Source organism: Mycobacterium sp. 1274756.6 (assembly GCF_001668625.1).
GTDB lineage: Bacteria > Actinomycetota > Actinomycetes > Mycobacteriales > Mycobacteriaceae > Mycobacterium.
In genome coordinates, this window is record NZ_LZLJ01000005.1 from 25,678 (window position 1) to 43,630 (window position 17,953).

General features: G+C 71.0%; 14 protein-coding genes. 3 read left to right on the plus strand and 11 right to left on the minus strand.

Translation table 11 applies throughout. The annotated features are described in order from the left end of the window. Positions 1-78: 78 nt before the first annotated feature. The 6 genes from A5643_RS00695 to A5643_RS00720 all read right to left on the minus strand — a co-directional run bounded on the left by A5643_RS00695 (position 79) and on the right by A5643_RS00720 (position 8,309). Positions 79-1,440: an MFS transporter gene (locus tag A5643_RS00695; RefSeq protein ID WP_231995395.1), complete on the minus strand. Its 1,362-nt coding sequence runs from the start codon at positions 1,438-1,440 to the stop codon at positions 79-81. 34 nt (positions 1,441-1,474) lie between these two features. Continuing rightward, positions 1,475-2,020, minus strand: a complete 546-nt coding sequence (locus tag A5643_RS00700; RefSeq protein ID WP_066851101.1) for a GNAT family N-acetyltransferase — start codon at positions 2,018-2,020, stop codon at positions 1,475-1,477. Between the two features lie 10 nt (positions 2,021-2,030). Beyond that, positions 2,031-2,966, minus strand: a complete 936-nt coding sequence (locus A5643_RS00705) for a 5-oxoprolinase/urea amidolyase family protein (protein ID WP_066851102.1) — start codon at positions 2,964-2,966, stop codon at positions 2,031-2,033. A 19-nt stretch (positions 2,967-2,985) separates the two neighbouring features. Further along, a complete protein-coding gene (locus A5643_RS00710) occupies positions 2,986-3,636 on the minus strand; it encodes a 5-oxoprolinase subunit B family protein (protein ID WP_066851103.1) in 651 nt (216 codons plus the stop codon). A gap of 75 nt (positions 3,637-3,711) precedes the next feature. Further along, positions 3,712-4,683, minus strand: a complete 972-nt coding sequence (locus tag A5643_RS00715; protein WP_066851104.1) for an ABC transporter substrate-binding protein — start codon at positions 4,681-4,683, stop codon at positions 3,712-3,714. A gap of 32 nt (positions 4,684-4,715) precedes the next feature. Next, a complete protein-coding gene (locus A5643_RS00720) occupies positions 4,716-8,309 on the minus strand; it encodes a hydantoinase B/oxoprolinase family protein (protein WP_066851105.1) in 3,594 nt (1,197 codons plus the stop codon). 55 nt (positions 8,310-8,364) lie between these two features. On the opposite strand from A5643_RS00720, the gene fadD2 reads away from it, so the two are divergent. Next, complete coding sequence (fadD2, locus tag A5643_RS00725; RefSeq protein WP_066851106.1) at positions 8,365-10,035, plus strand: long-chain-fatty-acid--CoA ligase FadD2; 1,671 nt, start codon at positions 8,365-8,367, stop codon at positions 10,033-10,035. A gap of 315 nt (positions 10,036-10,350) precedes the next feature. Here fadD2 and A5643_RS00730 read toward each other — a convergent pair whose 3' ends face one another. The 5 genes from A5643_RS00730 to A5643_RS00750 all read right to left on the minus strand — a co-directional run bounded on the left by A5643_RS00730 (position 10,351) and on the right by A5643_RS00750 (position 15,932). Beyond that, the gene (locus tag A5643_RS00730; protein WP_082948633.1) at positions 10,351-10,860 is read right to left on the minus strand and encodes a DinB family protein; all 510 of its coding nucleotides are present in this window, start codon (positions 10,858-10,860) and stop codon (positions 10,351-10,353) included. Between the two features lie 133 nt (positions 10,861-10,993). Further along, positions 10,994-13,186, minus strand: a complete 2,193-nt coding sequence (locus A5643_RS00735; RefSeq protein ID WP_066851107.1) for an acyl-CoA dehydrogenase family protein — start codon at positions 13,184-13,186, stop codon at positions 10,994-10,996. Between the two features lie 9 nt (positions 13,187-13,195). Next, the gene (locus A5643_RS00740) at positions 13,196-14,182 is read right to left on the minus strand and encodes a 2-hydroxyacid dehydrogenase (RefSeq protein ID WP_066851108.1); all 987 of its coding nucleotides are present in this window, start codon (positions 14,180-14,182) and stop codon (positions 13,196-13,198) included. Next, positions 14,173-15,297 carry an alpha/beta hydrolase gene (locus tag A5643_RS00745; protein WP_197497607.1) on the minus strand — a complete coding sequence of 375 codons (1,125 nt, stop codon included), beginning with the start codon at positions 15,295-15,297 and terminating at the stop codon, positions 14,173-14,175. Before A5643_RS00745 ends, A5643_RS00740 begins: the two co-directional genes overlap by 10 nt. After that, a complete protein-coding gene (locus A5643_RS00750; protein ID WP_231995396.1) occupies positions 15,294-15,932 on the minus strand; it encodes a TetR/AcrR family transcriptional regulator in 639 nt (212 codons plus the stop codon). Before A5643_RS00750 ends, A5643_RS00745 begins: the two co-directional genes overlap by 4 nt. A gap of 92 nt (positions 15,933-16,024) precedes the next feature. Between A5643_RS00750 and A5643_RS00755 the strand changes: the two genes are divergently transcribed. Beyond that, positions 16,025-16,606 (plus strand): VOC family protein, encoded by a 582-nt coding sequence (locus A5643_RS00755; protein ID WP_066851109.1) that lies wholly within the window; start codon positions 16,025-16,027, stop codon positions 16,604-16,606. A 223-nt stretch (positions 16,607-16,829) separates the two neighbouring features. Then, positions 16,830-17,756: a class I SAM-dependent methyltransferase gene (locus A5643_RS00760; RefSeq protein ID WP_066851125.1), complete on the plus strand. Its 927-nt coding sequence runs from the start codon at positions 16,830-16,832 to the stop codon at positions 17,754-17,756. Positions 17,757-17,953 lie beyond the last annotated feature (197 nt).

Sequence of the window (17,953 nt, forward strand, 5' to 3'; positions counted from 1 at the left end):
TGTGGGATACCGCCAGCCAGGCTAGAAATCCGGTGTGTCAGAACTGTTACCGCACGCTGTGAAACCACCGGGAAACACCTATCGATCCGGTGGGCACAGGGCGTTCCGCCGCCGGGCGAACAGCCGCCAGGTGACCAACATCGCCACCAGATAGCACGGGAGGAAGATCGAGAACGCCCGGGTCTCGTTGCCGGTGGCCAGGTAGGAATGCCGCAAGACCAGGTTGATCGCGACGGCCCCCAACCCGCCGAACGCGCCGGCGAAGCCGATCAGCGCCCCCGACATCGACCGGGACCAGTCGTGACGCTGCGGCTCGCTGAGGCCCCGCTCGAGCGCCACCGACCGGCTGCGCCCGTCGAACAGCGCGGAGATCAACCCGAACACCGCACCGCTGCCCAGCCCCGAGAGGGCGAACAACACCAGGAAACCGGCCAGGTAACCGATCACCGTGGCGGTGTCGGGCGGTCCGGGGCTGCGGTCGTCGCGCAGGCTCGCTGCGAGCAGCACCGCGGCACCGGCCGTCATGCCGACGAAGGCGGCCAGCGCCACCGGTCCGGCGCCGCGGCGGTCGGCGACCCGGCCGCCGTAGACGCGGGCCAGCGCCCCCAGCAGCGGCCCGAGGAACGCGACCTGCGCGACCTGCAGACGGGCGTCGGCGCTGCTGTAGCCGCCGGCCACCAGGTTGAGGTAGAGCACCCGGCCGAACGCGAAGGCGAAACCGAGGAACGAGCCGAAGATGCACGCGTAGAGCAGTCCGAGCGCCCAGGCCTTTCGATCGGCCAGGAGCGCCGAGAAGTGCCGGAGCCGAAGCGGGTGCGCCACGTCGTCCATGAACAGCGGCGCGAGGATCCCGGCGAGGGTCAACAGCACCAGATAGGCGGCGCAGATCCAGTGCGGGTGGGGGCTGCCCGCGGCCAGCAGCAGCAACGCACCGAACTGCACCGCCGCCACCCCCAGATTGCCGCCGCCGGCGTTGACGGCCAGCGCGGTGCCCTTGCGCCGCTGCGGGTAGAAGGCGTTGATGTTGACCATCGACGCCGAGTAGTTGCCGCCGCCGAGCCCGGTCAGCGCGGCGCACAGCAGGTAGGCCCACAGCGGCAGGCCCGGATTGGCCAGCAGCACCATGGTCAGCGCGGTCGGCAACACCAGCACCAGCGCGGCGAACGTCGTCCAGGCCCGGCTGCCGAATCTGGCCAGCCCCAGCGTGTAGGGGATGCGGACCAGCGCGCCGACCAGCGCGGCGACCGCCCCCAGCAGGAGCTTGTCGCCCAGCGACAGACCGTAGACCGACGTCGGCATGAACAGCACCAGCGCCGACCAGATCGCCCACACCGAGAACGCGACGTGGTCGGCGACCATCGAGGCGATCAGGTTGCGGCGGGCGATGCGTCGGTTGCCCGCGGCCCACCCGGACCGGTCTTCGGGATCCCAGTCGATCACCCGGCGGCTTCGCCGGAGGACGCCGCCCATCCGGTTACCAGACGTCGCCGTCGCGCCAATCGCAGGCCAGCTCGGCGGTCGGGTCCAACTCGGCCGAGACCGGCAGCACGAACACCGACCGGTCCTCCTCGGGGGTGCGGACCAGCCCGTCGGGGGTCAGCGCGGCGGTCGGTCCACGCCAGGGCAGCCATCCGCGCACCGTGTAAAGCCGCCGGCCGCGCTCCGAGGAGCTCAACGCGCCGAGCTGGTAAGCCCCGCGGATCACCTGCTCGCAGGCGTCGAGCACCGCGATCGCCAGCCCCTGCCCCCGCCAGTCCTCCCGGACGGCGACCGCCTCGACATAGCCGCACCGCAAGGCCACCCCGCGGTGCAACAGCCGCCGCTGCACCACCGCGCCGTGGGCGATGATCGAGCCGTACCGCCAGATCAGCGCGTGCATCCCGCCCAGGGCGTGGTCCCAGTTCGCGTCGGTCAGTTCGCCGGCGTAGGCGTCGATCACCATCCGGTGGGCGCTGCGGCGGGTGTCCTCGTCGAGGTCGGAGGTGTGGATCAGGCGAGCGGTGTGAACCCTGGCATGCACACTGCCCGGTCTACCAGGTGCCGCTCGCCGCGGCGACCGAAGCGTCGGAATGGTCGACGGCGGCGTGACGCGGCCGCGACCAGTGCAGTCGCACGTGCTGGCCGGGCCGGATCTGGGCGAGCTTGTCCAGATCCTCGTCGACGACCACCCCGGCCACCGGAAAACTACCGGTCAACGGATGGTCCGGGCCCAGGATCACCGGCAGTCCCGATGGCGGCACCTGGATGGCGCCGCGGGTGGTGCCTTCGCTGGGCAGCTGCCGGTCCGGCCGGCGCAGCCGCAGCGGGCGGCCCTCCAGGCGCATCCCGACCCGGTCGCTGCGGTCGGTGACCATCCAGATGGAATGCACCAGCGCGTCGGGGTGCTCCAGCCAGTCGTCCCGCGGTCCGGGCACCACCTGCAGTTCCAGCAGCTGCTCGTCGATCGGGGCGACCGGCGCGTGGTCGATTTCGGGGAACTCCTCGCTGTGCTCCCCGATCGGCAGCACGTCGCCGCTGCGCAACGGTCGCGGCCCGATCTGCGACATCACGTCGTAACTGCGCGAGCCCAGCACGGGCGGCACGTCGATGCCGCCGCGGACCGCAAGATAGGTGCGCAGACCGGCATGCGGTGCACCCAACGAGATGATCTGACCATCCTCGACGGTGTGAATGCTGTTGGTGCCGAACGGAACACCGCTGACAGTGGGGTCGGTGTCGGCGCCGGTGACCGCGATCGTGACATCGCCGCCCCGCACCCGGGCGGCCAGCCCGCCGAAGGTCACCTCGATGGTGGCGCAATCGTCGGGGTTGGCCACCAGCCGGTTGGCCAGCGTGTGCGCCCCCAAATCGGCCGCCCCCGACCGGGTGACGCCGAGATGGATCAGCCCCGCGCGGCCGAGGTCCTCGATCAGCGCCAGCGGCCCGGTGCGCAGGATCTCCAGGGTCGGCCCCGATTGGGTTGGCATGGTGTTCTCCTTCTCGCGGCTAGGCGGCCCGGAACTGCACCCACATGCCCGGCGTCAGCAGCGCCGGGGAGGGGCGGGTGATGTCCCAGACCACGGTGTCGGTGCGACCGATCAGCTGCCACCAGCCGGGGGACTCACGCGGGTAGATCCCGCTGAACTCGCCGGCCAGCGCCACCGCTCCGGCCTGCACCCGGTCACGGGTCTCGGCGCGGCGCGGAATGGCCAGCCGGGGGTCGCCGCCGGTGAGATAGGCGAAACCCGGGATGGCCCCGCCGAATCCCACCCGCCACGGGGTCGCGGTGTGTGCGTCGATGATCTGCGCCACGCTCAACCCGGTGTGCTCGGCGACCACCGGCAGGTCCGGGCCGTCGTAGACGACGTCGATCACCACGTCGGCGCCGTCGGCCGGCGGTGCGGTCTGGATGTCGTCGGCGACCACCTGCATGCGCCGCAGCCGCTGCCGGGTGGCGCCCTGATGGCGGGGGCTCTCCAGCTTCACCAGCACGGTGCGCGATGCGGGCACCACGTCGTGCACGCCGGGCAGCGCCGCTTTGCGCACCGCCGCCGTCCAGGCCAGCACCTCGGCGGTGCTGTCGAACTGCAGCAGCAGCGCCCGGTCACCGTAGTCGAGGACCGCGTCGGAGAGGGTCAGATCCAATGCCGCGCCCATGCGCCCGACGGTAACGCCCGATGGCGGCGCGGGTAAGGGATTTTCGAAGCTTGCCAGAACGGCCTTAGCAACCGCTCAGAGCGCGTCGGCCAGCAGCGGCGGCAACTGCTCGGCGACCACCGGATAGCTCAGCGGCGAGGCGAACGCGATCGCGCCGGACAGCTCCGGCGGTGTGAAGATTTGCGGCGTGCGCACCGCCGCGATCTCGGGGTCGGCGCGCAGGAAATCCGCGTCGGGGTCGTTGTCGACGGTCCAGATCACCACGTCGGCGGTGTCGAGCACCTGCCGGATCCGGTCGCGCGGGATCACCGCGCGGGCCCCGTCGCCGAACTCGCCGAGCCCGTCGGCGACGCGCAGCCCCATCGCGGTGAGGAAATCGGTGCGCCAGCCCAGCGCGGCCACCACCGCGCCGCGCTCGAGGCGGCCGTCGAGCAGCAGCACGGCGCGGTCGTGGAACTGCGGGTGCGCCTCGCCGACCGCCGCGAACCGGGCGTCGACGTCGTCGATGAGACCGCGCATCTGTTCGGCGGCGAACACCGCCCGGCCGATCGCGGTGGCCTGGTCGCGCCAGGGTTCGAAGAAGGCGTCGGCCCCGCTCTGCGGCACGGTGGGCGCCACCGCGGACAGTGCGGCGTAGGTGTCGGCGTCCACCCCCGCGTTGGTCGCCACGATCAGGTCGGGTCCGAGGGCGGCGATCGCGTCGACGTCGATCCCCCCGTCGAGGTTGAGCACGGTCGGTTCGGCGCCGCCGAGTCGCGGCTGGGCCCACGGCCACACCGCGAACGGCTGGTCGCCGAACCAGTACGTCACGCCGACGGGCACCACGCCCAGCGCCAGCAGGTCGTCCTGGCCGGTGTAGCCGGCGCTGACGACGCGGGTGGGCGGCGCGTCGATGACGGTCTCCCCGAACAGGTGGCGGATGGTGACCGGCTTGCCCGGGTCGTCCTCGGTGTCGTCGGTGCGGGCGCAGGCGGCCGGCAGCCCGGCGGCGATCAGCCCGGCGGCCGCGACACCGAAGAACCCGCGCCGGCTCCACTGTTGTGCCACCGGGGCAGACTAACCCGGTCGGGGGCCCGCGGTCAGCGCGGCGGGCCGTACCCACCGCCGCCGGGGGTCTCGATCACCACGGTGTCACCGGGGTCGAGGCGGATCGAGTCGCACCCGGCCAACTCGACGACCTGCCCGTCGGCGCGCACCACGGTGTTGCGCCCGAGTCCGCCGGGTTCCCCGCCGGCCAGCCCGTAGGGCGCAACCCGCCGGTGTCCGGAGAGCACGCTCACCGTCATCGGCTCGGTGAACTCCAGGCGGCGCACCGCGCCGTCGCCGCCGGGCCAGCGGCCGGCGCCGCCGCTGCCGCGCCGCACCGCGAACTCCCGCAGCAGCACCGGGAACCGCCACTCGAGCACCTCGGGGTCGGTGAGCCGGGAGTTGGTCATGTGGGTCTGCACCACCGGCGCCCCGGCGAAGCCGTCCCCGGCGCCCGAGCCCGAGCCCAGGGTCTCGTAGTACTGGTGGCTCGCGTTGCCGAAGGTGAGGTTGTTCATCGTGCCGGCGCCTTCGGCCTGCACTCCCAGCGCCCCCAGCAGCGCGCCGGTGATCGCCTGGGAGGTCTCGACATTGCCGGCCACCACCGCGGCCGGGGGCTCGGGAGCGAGCATCGAGGCGGGTGGGACGACGATGCGCAGCGGACGCAGACAGCCGTCGTTGAGCGGGATGTCGTCGGCGACCAGGGTGCGGAACACGTAGAGCACCGCGGCGGTCGCCACCGCGGCAGGCGCATTGAAGTTGGTGTCCAATTGCGCTGAGGTGCCGGTGAAGTCGACGGTCGCGCTGCGCTCGGAGTGGTCCACATCGATGCGCACCGCGATGGTGGCGCCGGAGTCCATGGAGTAGCGGAAGGTGCCGTCGTGCAGCCGGTCGATGACACGGCGGACCGCCTCCTCGGCGTTGTCCTGCACGTGGCGCATGTAGGCCTGCACCACGTCGAGGCCGAAATCGCCGATCATGGCGTGGACTTCGTCGACGCCCTTCCGGTTGGCCGCGATCTGCGCGCGCAGGTCGGCGAGGTTGACCTCCGGGCTGCGCGACGGGAAAGCCGCCGACGTCAGCAACTTCCGGGTCTCCTGCTCACGGAAGCGGCCCTCCTCGGTGAGCAGCCAGTTGTCGAACAGCACCCCCTCCTCGGTGATGGTGGTGCTGTCGGCGGGCATCGATCCGGGGGTGATGCCGCCGATCTCGGCGTGATGACCCCGGGATGCGACGAAGAACAGCAGTTCGGCGCCGTCGGCGGTGAAAACCGGTGTGATCACGGTGATGTCGGGCAGATGGGTGCCGCCGTGATAGGGGTCGTTGACGGCGTAGGACTGGCCGGGGCGCATCGTGCCGGCGCGGCGGGTGATCACCTCGCGGACGGTGGCGCTCATCGAGCCGAGGTGGACCGGGATGTGCGGGGCGTTGGCGACGAGGTTGCCGTCGGGGTCGAACAGCGCGCAGGAGAAGTCGAGTCGTTCGCGGATGTTCACCGATTGCGCGGTGGCCTCCAGCCGGGTGCCCATCTGCTCGGCGATCGACATGAACAGGTTGTTGAAGATCTCCAGCAGCACCGGGTCCACCGCGGTGGATGCGCCGCGGGCGGGCGGGGCGCCCACCCGGGTCAGGATCAGGTGCCCGCCGTCGGTCACCGTCGCGCGCCAGCCCGGGTCGACCACGGTGGTGGCGTTGGCCTCGGCGATGATCGCCGGGCCGGACACCGTCGCACCGGGCGGCATCGCCTCGCGCCGGTGCAGCGGTGCGTCGCGCCAGGCGCCCGCGCAGTGCAACCGCACCGTCGCCGGCGCGGCGCCGGCAGCACCTTGCGCGGCGCCGAGCCCGGTGAGGTCGGGCTGCTCGCTCAGCCCGGTGGCTTCGACGGCCACCGCGCCGGCGATCAGCGGGCGGTCCAGCACGAACGAGTACATCGCCTGGTGCCGGTGTTCGAACGCGGCCGTCATCGTCGCCGCGTCGGCCAACTCGACCGCGATCACGGTGTCGGTGCCCGAGTAGCGCAGGTGCGCCCGGCGCACCACCCGGATGCGGGGGGCGGGGACGCCCTGGGCGTCGAGTTCGGCGCGCACCGCGGCCTCCAGGTCGTCGGCGCCGGCGGTCAGCCGGTTGTGGCTGGCCGGTTCGACGGGCAGTTCCACGGCCTGCTCGCGCAGCACCGTGGTGTCAGCCAGGCCGATCCCGAGCGCGGAGAGCACCCCGGCCATCGGGGGCACCACCACGGTGCGCATGCCCAGCGCGTCGGCGACGGCGCAGGCGTGCTGCCCGCCCGCCCCGCCGAACGTGGTCAGCGCGTAGCGGGTGACGTCGTGGCCCTTCTGGACCGAGATCTTCTTCACCGAGTTGGCGATGTTGGCGACCGCGATGCGCAGGAACCCCTCGGCGACCTGTTCGGCGGAGCGGCCGTCCTCGGTTTGCGCGGTGATCCGTTGGGCCAGTGCGCGGAACCGGTCGCGGACCGTGGCGGCGTCCAACGGCTGGTCGCCGTCGGGGCCGAACACGGCCGGGAAGTGGTCCGGCTGGATGCGGCCGAGCATCACGTTGGCGTCGGTGACCGTCAACGGGCCGCCGCCGCGGTAGCAGGCCGGCCCCGGCGCCGCACCCGCGGAATCCGGACCCACCCGGTAGCGGCTGCCGTCGAAGTGCAGCACCGAGCCGCCCCCGGCGGCCACCGTCTGGATGTCGAGCATCGGGGCGCGCAGCCGCACCCCGGCCACCTCGGTGGCGAACAACCGCTCGTAGGCGCCCGCGTAGTGCGAGACGTCGGTGGAGGTGCCGCCCATGTCGAAGCCGATGACGTGGTCGAACCCGGCGAGCTCGGACATCCGCGCCATGCCCACGATGCCGCCCGCCGGTCCGGACAGGATGGCGTCCTTGCCGCGGAAATGGTCGGCTTCGGCCAGCCCGCCGTTGGACTGCATGAACATCAGCGGCACACCGCTCAGCTGCCCGGTCACCTGCCGGACATAGCGGCGCAGCACCGGGGACAGGTAGGCGTCGACCACCGCGGTGTCGCCGCGGGGAATGAGCTTCATCAGCGGGCTGACTTCGCTGGACAGCGACACCTGGGTGAACCCGGCTTGCTCCGCCAGCCGGCCGATCAGCCGCTCGTGGTCGGGGTAGAGGTAGCTGTGCAGGCACACCACCGCGACTGCGCGCAGCCCGTCGGCGTGGGCCTCGCGCAGTTGCTGTTCGACCCGGGCCGGATCGGGGGCGGTGAGCACGGCGCCGTCGGCGCGGACCCGCTCGTCGACCTCGAGCACCCGCGCGTAGAGCGGCTGGGGCAGCACGATCTGGCGGTCGAAGATCCGCGGCCGGTTCTGGTAGGCGATGCGCAACGCGTCGCCGAAGCCGCGGGTGATCACCAGCAGGGTGGGCTCACCGGTGCGTTCGAGCAGCGCGTTGGTGGCCACCGTGGTGCCCATCCGCACCGCCCCGACCTGCCCGGCGATCGATTGCTCGGGGTGGGCGCCGAGCAGGGTGCGGATGCCGGCCACGGCGGCGTCGGCGTAGTGGGCGGGGTTCTCGGAGAGCAGTTTGTGGGTGAGCAGCCGCCCGTCGGGGCGGCGGGCCACGATGTCGGTGAACGTCCCCCCGCGGTCCACCCAGAACTGCCACGCGCCGTCACCCACGTGCCCGATGGTAATTCGGCAACCGGCTGCGACCGCCGTCACATAAAGTGAGGTCATGTTCAATGCCATGGACCTTCCCGGCCAGGTCATCAACAAATTTCAGCTGTTCGCCGAGCGCGGAGCCGCCGAGCTACACTACCTGCGCAAGATTTTGAGCTCCGGGGCCCTGAAGGTGGGGTCCCCGCAGATCATCGCGGCGACGATCAGCGACGCGGTGCGCTGGGGGGAGTTGGGCATGATCCCGGCGCTGAACGCCCGGCGCAGCCCGAACAAGAACGCGGTCATCGACGACGACGGAGCGATGACCTTCAAGGAACTCGACGACGCCGCCAACGCGGTGGCCAACGCGCTGCTGGCGATGGGGGTGCGCGGCGGTGACGGCGTGGCGATCCTGGCCCGCAACCACCGCTGGTTCCTGGTCGCCAACTACGGCGCCGCCCGGGTGGGCGCCCGGCTGATCATGCTCAACAGTGAGTTCGCCGGACCGCAGATCAAAGAGGTCTCCGAGCGCGAGGGCGCCAAGGTCATCATCTACGACGACGAGTACACCGCCGCGGTCGCCGAATCCGACCCGCCGCTGGGCAAACTGCGCGCGCTGGGCAAGAACCCCGACACCGACTCCCCGTCGGGCAGCACCGACGAAACTCTGGCCGAGGTGATCGCCCGCAGCAGCACCGCGCCGCCGCCGAAGGTGTCCAAGCACGCCTCGATCATCATCTTGACCTCCGGGACCACCGGCAGCCCGAAGGGCGCCAACCGGGCGACCCCGCCGACGCTGGCGCCGATCGGCGGGATCCTGTCGCACGTGCCGTTCCGGGGCGGGGAGGTGACGTCGCTGCCGTCGCCGATGTTCCACGCGCTGGGCTACCTGCACGGCACGCTGGCGATGTTCTTCGGCTCCACGCTGGTGCTGCGCCGGCGGTTCAAGCCGGCCACCGTGTTGCAGGACCTGGCCGAACACAAGGCGACCGCGATGATCGTGGTCCCGGTGATGCTGGCGCGGATCCTCGACGAGTTGGAGAAGACCGAACCCAAACCCGACCTGTCGGCGCTGCGGATCGTATTCGTCTCCGGCTCCCAGCTCGGGGCGGAACTGGCCAGCCGGGCGATGGACGACCTCGGCCCGATCATCTACAACATGTACGGCTCCACCGAGGTCGCGTTCGCCACCATCGCCGGACCCGAGGACCTGCAACGCGACCCGGCCACCGTCGGCCCGGTCGTCAAGGGCGTCAAGGTCAAGATCCTCGACGACAACGGCAACGAGCTGCCGCAGGGTCAGGTGGGCCGGATCTTCGTCGGCAACTTCTTCCCGTTCCAGGGCTACACCGGCGGGGGTGGCAAGCAGATCATCGACGGGCTGCTGTCCTCCGGCGACGTGGGCTACTTCGACGAGACCGGCCTGCTGTTCGTCAGCGGCCGCGACGACGAGATGATCGTCTCCGGCGGGGAGAACGTCTTCCCCGCCGAGGTGGAGGACCTCATCAGCGGCCACCCCGACGTGGTGGAGGCCACCGCGCTCGGCGTCGAGGACAGCGAATGGGGAGCGCGGTTGCGCGCCTTCGTGGTCCGGCGGGAGGGCTCCGAGATCGACGAGGACGCCATCAAGCGGTACGTCAAGGAGCGGCTGGCCCGCTACAAGGTGCCGCGCGAGGTGCTCTTCCTCGACGAACTGCCGCGTAACCCCACCGGCAAGATCCTCAAACGCGAACTGCGCGAGCTGTAGCGCGTTTGTCGCGCGGGTTCCGCCCGCGCTTTTCGCGAGACCTCGCGTTTCCCCGCGAGACCCTCGTTTCCCGCGCGCGCTTCCCGCGGGACCCGGGCGTCCCGCGAGACCCCGCATTTCCCGCGCGACCCGGTCCTGCGCCCGAATTCCCGCGAGACAGAAACGGTGCAGACAAAAGTCGAGTGCGGGCCTGCATGGTTTCTGCCTCGCGGCGCGGGGCGAGTACAGCGGCGCAGGGCGAGGTCAGCGGCGCGGGGCGAGGTCAGCTGTTGGCGGGCGGAGATGGCGCGGGCCGAGTCCCACCGCACACTGGGCTCAAGTCCCGAAGCCGGTCGCGCCGTCGAGTTGCTCGCGCAGGATGTCCAGGTGGCCGGCGTGGCGGGCGGTCTCCTCGATCATGTGCAGGTAGATCCAGCGCAGCGACACCCCACCGAGGCGGGTGTGCGGCACGGTGTGCTCCAGCGGCAGCCCGGCCGCGGCCCGCCGGGACTCCGCGCACTGCTGCTGGTACTCGGCCACCAGCACCGGCAGTGATTCCTCGGCGCGGAAGTCGAACTCCCACTCCCGGCCGTGGCTGCGCTGGTTCTCCCCGGTGCGGTCACGCAGCACTTGCCCGAACCAGCCGTGCTCGGCCCAGCGCAGGTGCTTGACCAGCCCGCCCACCGTGGTGGCCGACGGCACCAGCCGGCGGCGTGCCGCGGCGTCGGTCAAGCCGCTGACCTTGCGGACCACGATGTCGCGGTAGCCGTCGAGGAACGCCGCCAGCGTCTCGCGCTCGCCGCCGGTGGCCTGCTCTCCGGCGAGCAGGCGCGGAGGTGCGGTCACGGCGCCAATTTAGCAGCGGCCCGCCGCCTCGACGGCGCGGTCATCCCTGAAATCGACAGCCCAGAGGCGTTATCCCGGGAAAAACGGACTGTTTTCGACTTGGCGATGTCGATCTCAGGGGCGCCGGGGCGGTTTACGGGTCGCGGGGCAGCCCCAACAGCCGCTCGGCGATGATGTTGAGCTGGACCTCCGAGGTTCCGCCGTAGATCGTGGTCGCCCGACTGAACAGCAGGTAGTCGGTCCATTTGCCCGGATCCTGCTCGGCATCCCCGATCGCCGCGTCCGCGCCGAACGAGGCGACGCCGAACTCCGCGTAGCCCTGTCCGGTCCGCATCGACAGCAGCTTGGAAATCGCCGCCGACGGCATCGCGTCCCCGCCGGCCAACGTCAGCAGGGTGGACCGCAGGTTGAGCAGCTTGGCCGCGTGCCCCTCCGCGATGAGCCGGCCGGCCTGGTTCTGCGCCACCGCGTCGAACTGGCCGTCGCGGACGAACTCCACCAGCTGGTCGAGGCTGGCCAGGAACGGCAACTCGCTGCTGCCGATCGAGACCCGCTCGTTGGTCAACGTGTTGCGGCTGACCTCCCAGCCCCGGTCGACCTCGCCGAGCACCAGCTCGTCGGGAATGAACACGTCATCGAGGTAGACGGTGTTGAACATGGCGCCGCCGGTCAGCTCCCGCAGCGGCGACACCGTCACCCCCTCGGTCTTCATGTCCAGCAGGAAGTAGGTGATCCCGTTGTGCTTCGGCACGTTCGGGTCGGTGCGGGCCAGCAGCGCGCCCCAATGCGAGAACTGGGCCGCGGAGGTCCAGATCTTCTGGCCGGTGATCCGCCAGCCCCCATCGACCTTCACCGCCTTGGTGGTGAGGCTGGCCAGGTCCGAGCCGGCACCGGGCTCGGAGAACAGCTGACACCACACCATCTCGCCGCGGAAGGTCGCCGGCAGGAACCGCTGCTGCTGCTCGTCGGTGCCGTACGCCACGATCGACGGGATGATCCAGGCGGCGATCCCCATCTGCGGGCGCTTGACCCGCCCGGTGCTGAACTCCTGGGCGATGATGATCTGCTCCACCGGGGTGGCGTCGCGTCCCCACGGCTTCGGCAGGTGCGGCTGCACCCAGCCGCCCTCGGCGATCGCGACGGTGCGCTCGTCGCGGGGCATCGCCTTGAGCGCCGCCACCTCGGCGCGGATCTCCTCGCGCTGCGCCTCGGTGTCCGGATCGAGGTCGATGTCGACCTTGCGCATCCCGGCGCCGATGGCGGTGTCGAGGACCTGCTGCGGGTAGTCGCCGCGACGGCCGAAGGCGGCGGCCAGCACCAGGGCGCGCCGGTAGTAGACGTTGGTGTCGTGCTCCCAGGTGAAGCCGATCCCACCGTGGACCTGGATGCAGTCCTGGGCGCAACGCTGGGCGGCAGCCGGGGCGAGGGTGGCCGCGACGGCGGCGGCGAACTCGGCGTGGGCGTTGTCCCAGCCGTTCTCGGCGACGTCGTCGAGTGCGCGGGCGGCGTCCCACACCGCGGCGGTGGCGCGTTCGGTGTCGGCGATCATCTCGGCGCACTTGTGCTTGACCGCCTGGAATTGGCCGATCGGGCGGCCGAACTGTTCGCGGATCTTGGCGTAGGCCGCGGCGGTGTCGGTGGCCCACCGGGCGACGCCGACCGCCTCGGCGGAGAGCAGCGTGGTGATCAACGCACGGGCGTGGGCACTGTTGAGGTTGCTCAACACCGCGTCGGTGCCGACCTCGACGGCGTTGGCGCGGACATGGGCGATCGGGCGCAGCGGGTCGACGCTTTCCACCGGCTCGATCTCGAGTCGGTCGGCGTCGATCACCACCCATTCGTCGCCGCTGTCGATCGCCACCGGCAGCACCAGCAGCGAGGCTTGCGCCGCGGCCGGCACCGAGCGGACCTCACCGCGGATCACCAGGTTGTCCCCGGACCGGGTGGCGGTCAACTGCGAGTCGAGCGCGTAGGCGGCGATGGTCTCCCCGGAGGCCAGTCCGGCCAGCGGCGCTGCGGCGGGGTCGTGCGCGGCGATGAGCGCGCTGGCGATCGCCGACGGGACGAACGGGCCGGGCACGGCGCCGTAGCCGAACTCGGCGAGCACCACCGACAGCTCCAGGATCCCGAAACCCTGCCCGCCGACGCTCTCCGGCAGGTGCACCGCCGACAGCCCCTGCCCGGTGGCGGCGGCCCAGTACGGCGGCGGGTTGTCGACGGGGGTCTCCAAGGCGGCGTGCAGCGTTTCCGACGGTGCTACCTTCGCGACGAAGGCCTTGACGGAGTCGGCCAGATCCTGATGTTCGGTGTTGATCGCAATCGGCATGCAGGCACCCTATCTATTAACCGGTCGGTTGGGAATGTCGACCGTATTGACCACATTGGCAAGTTGTTCCCCGTCCCGCAGCCGGCGGCAGTTGTCGATCGCCGCCGCCAGATAGCGGCGCATGGTGTCGACGGTGTACCAGGTGACGTGCGGGCTGAGCACCACGTTGGGCAACGCCAGCAACGGGTTCGCCGGATCCACCGGTTCGGTGTCGAACACATCCAGTCCGGCCGCGGCGACCCGGCCGGAGCGCAGCGCCTCGATGAGCGCGGCCTCGTCGACGATCGGGCCACGCGCGGTGTTGACCAGCACGGCGCCGGGACGCAGTCGGGCCAGGGCGTCAGCGTCGAGCAGTTGGTGGGTGGCGTCGGTCAGCGGCAGGTGCAGCGAGACGATGTCGCTGGCGGCCAACAGGTCCGGCAGCGGCCGCCAGCCCGGACGCCCGTCGTCGCCGGTGCTGGTGTGCAGCACCCGTGCGCCCATCGCGGCCACGATGGCTGCCACCCGCTGCGCGACGTTGCCGTACCCGATCAGCCCGACCGTCGAACCGCCGATATCGCGCACCGTATCGCCCAGCCCCGGGTCCGGCGGCCAGCCCGCCCCGGTGCGGGTCGCATGATCGAGGGCGGGCAGGCGGCGCAGCGCGGCTAGCATCAACGCCACGGTCCCCTCGGCGACCGACGGGGCGTTGGCGCCGGGCATGTTCGACACCGCGACCCCGCGGGCGGTGGCGGCGGCGACGTCGACGGTGTTCACCCCGGCGCCGAGTTTCTGCACCAGGCGCAGCCGGGTCGCCGCGGCCAGATCCGACTCGGTCAGCGGACGCAGCACGTGCCAGATGACCTCGGCGCCGGGCAGTTCGCGCTGCAGTGCGGCCAGTGATTCCGGGGAGTCGTCGTCGGCGCAGAACCGCACCTCGAGCCAGTCGGCTTCGGCGGCAACGAGTTCGCGCGCCTGCCGGCCGGGGGTGAAGTGCGCGAGGACCCTCACGACCATCGTGCGGTGATCCAATCGGCGATCAGGTCGGCTTGCGCGTCGCGCGCGCCCGGGGTGGTGAAGTAGTGGTCGGCGCCGAGAGTGCGCAGCGCGGTGTCGGTGCCGGCGAGGGCGTCGAGGATGCGCTGGGCGTCCGACGGGAACACACCGGTGTCGGCGTCGGCGTTGATCACCAGCGCCGGGCAGTGCATTCGGGCCAGGTGCGGCTCGGCGCGGGTCTGGGCGTGCCGCAGGCTCCACATGCCGAGCCAGTTGCGCAGGGTGCACGCCGCGGCGATGCCGCGGGCGGACCGGTTCGCCCGCGCCGGTTCCCCCGCGTAGCAGAGGTTGGCGGGCCGGTTGGTCGGTTCCAGCGTGGGGTCGACCATGCGCGGGTCCGCCCAGGTGCGCATCACGGTGAACGGCCGGTCGGAGAAGCCGGCCGCGCGCACCCGCTCGAGTTCGGCCTCCACCCAATCGGTGATGGCGTGGTTGCGGGCCACCTGCGCGGCCCGGTAGCGCGCCACGAAATCGGGGTCGAACGGCGGGCCGTGCGCACCGGTGAACAGATCGAGCGCGGGGTCGGTGGCCACCGGGTCGGCTTCGTCGACGACGGCGCCGTCCATCCAGGCGGTGAGCACCTCGGGGCGACCCGGGTGGGCTGCGCTGGCGATGTAACCGTCGGCGGGGAGCAATTCGTCGACCCCGGCGGCGGGCCGCATCCCCGGCAGCGGCGTGACGTTGGGCTCCACCGCCTGGGACTGGTAGGCCGCCATCAGTGAGCCGCCGCCGGAGTTGCCCAGCAGCACCACGGTCTGCACCCCGGCGATCTCGCGGAGCCAGCGCACCCCGACGCCGATGTCGACGAGGGCATGGTCGAGCAGGAAGCTGCTCTCGAACCCGCGGAAGCGGGTGTTCCAGCCCAGGAACCCGATCCCGCGGGCGGCCATGTAGTCGGCGAGGTAGTGCTCGGAGAAGTCGATCTGGTAGTGCGTGGCGATCATCGCGACCGTCGGCCGGTGGCCCTTCGGGCGGTGGTAGATGCCTTGGCAGGGGTGTCCGCCCGCACCGGCGCGTTGCGCGGTGGGGGAGGGCAACCCGATGAACTCTCGGCTGATCTCGGCGGTGCCGGTCACGGATGCTCCTCGGTGCAGTAGATGGCGCGGTAGAAGATGTGCGCCAGGGTGGTGATGCAGGCCTCGTCGTCGGGGGCGGGTGCGTCGCGGTCCGAGCCGATCCCGCTGAGCTGGACGAAGCAGAACTGGTTGAACAGGGCCACCAGGGCTTCGGCCAGCAGTCGCGGGTCGTCGTCGCGGCAGTAGCCGTCGGCTTGGGCGCGGCGCACGGTCTCGGTGATGAACCCGATGGGAATGGCGCAGATCTCGGCCCAGTGCCGGGCGAAGTCGTCGCTGATCATCGCCAGTTGGGACACCCCGATCATCTCCGCCAGCCGGTGCCGGTAGGTGTGCCAATGGGCCGCGGCGACCTCGTGGGCCCGTTCCCGGTTGGTCAGCCCGTGCCGGGTGGCGGCGACGGCCCGGTCGCCGGCCTCGTCGCGGAAGCGCAGCGCCCACTGCCGCAGCATGTCCTCTTTGGAGTCGTAGTAGTTGTAAAACGAGGCGGCCGAGCGGCGGGACTCCGCGGCGATGTCGGCGATCGTGGTGGCCAGGATGCCCTGGCGGGCGATGAGGCTGCGGGCGGCGGCGTCGATCGCGGCCTGGGTCTGCCGACCCCGCTGCGTCGGGGCGGTCTGGTCGGGTGCTGCCGGCACCGGCGGCCCTCCTGAAATCGTTGCCAGTGGCACTGGTCACAAACTGAATCTGATGTTAGGTTCAGGAACACATTCTGACCAGGAGCGCCCCGATGATCAAGCCGTCCAACCCAAACACCGAATTCGAGTTCAGCGGCATCAACCACGTCGCGTTGGTGTGTTCTGACATGGCGCGGACCGTGGACTTCTACACCAACACGTTGGGGATGCCGCTAGTGAAGGCCCTGGACCTGCCCAACGGCATGGGGCAGCACTTCTTCTTCGACGCCGGCAACGGCGACTGCGTGGCCTTCTTCTGGTTCGCCGACGCCCCCGACCGGGTGCCCGGCGTCTCCTCGCCGGCCGCCATTCCCGGCATCGGTGAGATCGTCAGCGCGGTGAGCACCATGAACCATCTGGCGCTGCATGTGCCGCCGGAGAGGTTCGACGCCTACCGGCAGAAGCTCAAGGACAAGGGTGTGCGGGTCGGGCCGATCCTCAACCACGACGAGTCCGAGACCCAGGTCAGCGCCACTCTGCATCCCGGCGTCTACGTGCGGTCGTTCTACTTCCTCGACCCGGACGGCATCACCATCGAATTCGCGTGCTGGACCAAGGAATTCACCAGCGAAGATGTGCAGGTGACGCCCAAGACCGCCGCCGACCGGCGGGTGGGCGCGGGGCAGGACCGGTAGCGGCGGACCACGCCGCCGCCATTTTCTCGGTCGCAGAAGCGGTTAAAATGCGACTAATCGACCGCAGCGACGTATCGATCCCGTTCAGTTATCCGCGGATGCGCGTCGAAGGTGTTTGTTAGGCTGCCCCGGTGCGGAGAGTGTCCGGTCGATGAGCACGGAAGTCGAACCCCGTCTGGATTCCGTCGACGAGCAGCGGCGTAGCGTCGCGAGCATGACCGGAATTCGCAGTGAGGGTGACAGTTGGGACATCACGACCAGCGTGGGGTCGACGGCGTTGTTCGTCGCCACCGCACGGGCGCTGGAGGCGCAGAAGCCGGACCCGCTGGCCGTCGACCCGTACGCCGAGGTGTTCTGCCGGGCGGTCGGCGGGGACTGGGCCGCGGTGCTGGACGGCACGCTTCCCGATCACCAGCTCAAGACGCCCGAATTCGGTGAGCATTTCGTCAACTTCCAGGCGGCCCGCACCAACTACTTCGACAACTACTTCGGTCGGGTCGCCGACGCCGGTATCCGCCAAGTCGTCATCCTGGCCGCCGGACTGGATTCGCGCGCGTATCGGCTGGATTGGGCGCCGGGCACCACGGTCTTCGAGCTCGACCAGCCGCAAGTGCTGGAGTTCAAGCGCGCCGTGCTGAGCGAGCACGGCGTCCGCCCGCGTGCTGAGCGACGGGAGATCGCGGTGGACCTCCGCGACGACTGGTCGCAGGCGCTGCGCGAGCGCGGGTTCGACCCGGCGCAGCCGTCGGCGTGGATCGCCGAGGGGCTGCTCATCTATCTGCCCGCCACGGCTCAGGAGCAGCTGTTCACCGGGTTGGACGCGCTGGCCGCAGCCGGCAGTCGGCTCGCCGTCGAGGACGGCGTTCCCATGCCCGATGCGGACTACCGCGCGGCGCTGGCCGAGGAGCGCGCCGCCGGCGACGACTCCCGCATCTTCCACCAGCTGATCTACAACGAACAGTGCGCGCCCGCCGATCGGTGGTTCGGCGCCCGCGGATGGACGGCACAACCCACGCCGTTGGCGGAGTGCCTGCGTTCCGGTGGGCGGCCGGTGCCGGCGATGGACGTCGAGGCCGGACCGATGATCGCGCGCATCACCTTGGTCAGCGCCACCAAGGGCGCCACCGAGTCACGCCCGGCCGGGACATAGCGGGCCGCCTGATGAGCTGCACCCCGTGGAGGCCGGGTTCATGCCATCGCGGAGGTGCGGTATCGTGCCTAACGAAAATCATTTTCAATAACGTTGGGGCGTCGCCGGGGCGGGCCGGTGTTTGCGGGGGTGACGCCGCAGGCGCGGTGATCAGCCCGCAGACCTGGGCATCGGCACTCGCCTCGACAGCGAACCTG

Excerpts from the sequence above, each read along its gene's own strand:
- A5643_RS00735 (WP_066851107.1), bottom strand. The coding sequence starts at position 13,186 with ATGCCGATTGCGATCAACACCGAACATCAGGATCTGGCCGACTCCGTC.
- A5643_RS00705 (WP_066851102.1), bottom strand. The coding sequence starts at position 2,966 with ATGCCAACCCAATCGGGGCCGACCCTGGAGATCCTGCGCACCGGGCCG.
- fadD2 (WP_066851106.1), top strand. The coding sequence starts at position 8,365 with ATGTTCAATGCCATGGACCTTCCCGGCCAGGTCATCAACAAATTTCAG.
- A5643_RS00740 (WP_066851108.1), bottom strand. The coding sequence starts at position 14,182 with ATGGTCGTGAGGGTCCTCGCGCACTTCACCCCCGGCCGGCAGGCGCGC.
- A5643_RS00755 (WP_066851109.1), top strand. The coding sequence starts at position 16,025 with ATGATCAAGCCGTCCAACCCAAACACCGAATTCGAGTTCAGCGGCATC.
- A5643_RS00710 (WP_066851103.1), bottom strand. The coding sequence starts at position 3,636 with ATGGGCGCGGCATTGGATCTGACCCTCTCCGACGCGGTCCTCGACTAC.